This is a genomic window from Bifidobacterium pongonis (genome assembly GCF_019331805.1).
Taxonomy (GTDB): Bacteria; Actinomycetota; Actinomycetes; order Actinomycetales; family Bifidobacteriaceae; genus Bifidobacterium; species Bifidobacterium pongonis.
Map to the genome: position 1 here is coordinate 1 of NZ_JAHBBE010000076.1, position 1,632 is coordinate 1,632.

Genomic DNA, 1,632 nt, shown 5'->3' on the forward strand with positions numbered 1-1,632 from the left:
ACGGCTTCTCCTCGGCCTTCAGGTAGAAGGCGCTCACGGCGCCGCCCTTGGCGGTACCGGAAGTGATCTTGCCGCCCTTGACGGTGATGGAGCCGCCGTTGACCTCATCCGGGTAGGTGCCGTCGTCGAGGTTGGTTTCGGTGCCGGCGAGGTTCTGGTCGCCGCCCATGTTGGCGATGACCACACCGTCGTTGGCGACACCGTCCTTGGTGAAGCGCTCGATCATGAGGCAGGAGTTGTCGCCGCAGTTGTTCAGCGATTCGGACTTGCCGTCCATGGCGTTGCGGAAGTGGTTGACGGCGACGACGGACTTGTCCTTCCACATGTCGTCACCGGCGTCGCCCAGCTGGGAGGCTTCCGCGAACTGCGGGTTCGAGCCACCGGAGCCGACCGGACGGTTGAAGTACAGCGGAGCGCCGGCCTTGCGGGAACCGACGATGGCCCAACCCATCTTGATCTGGTAATCGGTCAGACCGGTGGATTCCTTGTCGCCGTTGGCGTAGTTATCGTGGGATTCGACCCAGGTGACCAGCTGATCCTCGTTCGCGCCACCGGTGTTGATGTTCTTCACCATGTTCACGTTGAGGTTGCTGTTCTTGACTGCGGCGCGAACGGTCTTGCCGTAGTCGGACGCGGTGTTGCCGCCGCCATCGGAGGAATTGTCCTTGAACAGGTTGGCGTAGGCCTTGTAGTCGAGCCCGGAGTCTCCCTGCAGGACTTCACCGTACTGGAACTGCGCACCGTTCTTCAGGATGGTGTTCCAGTAGTTGGAGGTCTTGTTGTCGAAGACTTCGGTCGGCAGCTCAACGTGCTTGGCGGCGTCGAAGCGGAAGCCGTCCACGCCGTCATCCACGGCCGTCGTCAGGAACTGCTGCATCCTGTCGGCGACGGTCTGGTTCTGGGTGTTCAGATCCCACAGACCGAGCAGGTGGCACTGCGTGACATCACGACGGGAGCTGTAGTTGATCTGGTCACCATCGGTACCACCGCAGTTGGAGCGGGAGTGGAAGTAGTCCTTGTTCTGCCAATCGGAATCGATGGCGCTCCAGTCGGAGGTGAAGTGGTTGGCGACCACGTCGACGATGATGCGCACGCCGTACTTGTGGGCGGTGTCGCACAGGCTCTTGAGGTCGGATTCGGTACCCATGACCCAGTTGCCGATGGTGGTGTCGGTCGGCTGGTACACGTAGTACCAGTTCTCGGTGAAGACCTTGCCCTTGCCGCCGCTGTGAATGGCGGAGATCGGTTCGGTCTGCACGGAGGTATAACCGGCAGCGGCGATTTCCGGAATGTGCTGTTCGATGGTCTTGAAGGACCATTCCCACGCATGCAGCGTGGCACCTTCACTCATCTGCTCGGCCAGACCGTACTTCGCGCGTGCCGCCTGGAAGGTGGCGTTCTCCACGGTGTCCGCGTAGCTGTCGCGGTTCGTGGCGGCCTGCGCGGCCGAAGCGGTGACGGTGACGCCGCCGATGGCGGTGGCCACTGCGGCGACGCTTACGGCAAGCTTCTTCCAGAAGCCGCTCTTCTTATGGTATGCATGGGTTCTCTCATGCGATGGGGCGTTCCAGTGCGACGAAGAATACATATCTTCTCCGCCGTCTGGCTGATTACCTCTAGCCTTCATCGGCC

The 1,632-nt window shown here is 61.5% G+C and carries 1 protein-coding gene; it reads right to left on the reverse strand.

Annotated elements, in window-relative coordinates; all coding sequences use genetic code 11:
- Positions 1-1,588 (reverse strand): alpha-amylase family glycosyl hydrolase (locus KIH75_RS09970; protein WP_240541480.1); only part of this gene is annotated, 1,588 nt, incomplete at its 3' end.
- Positions 1,589-1,632: the final 44 nt, after the last annotated feature.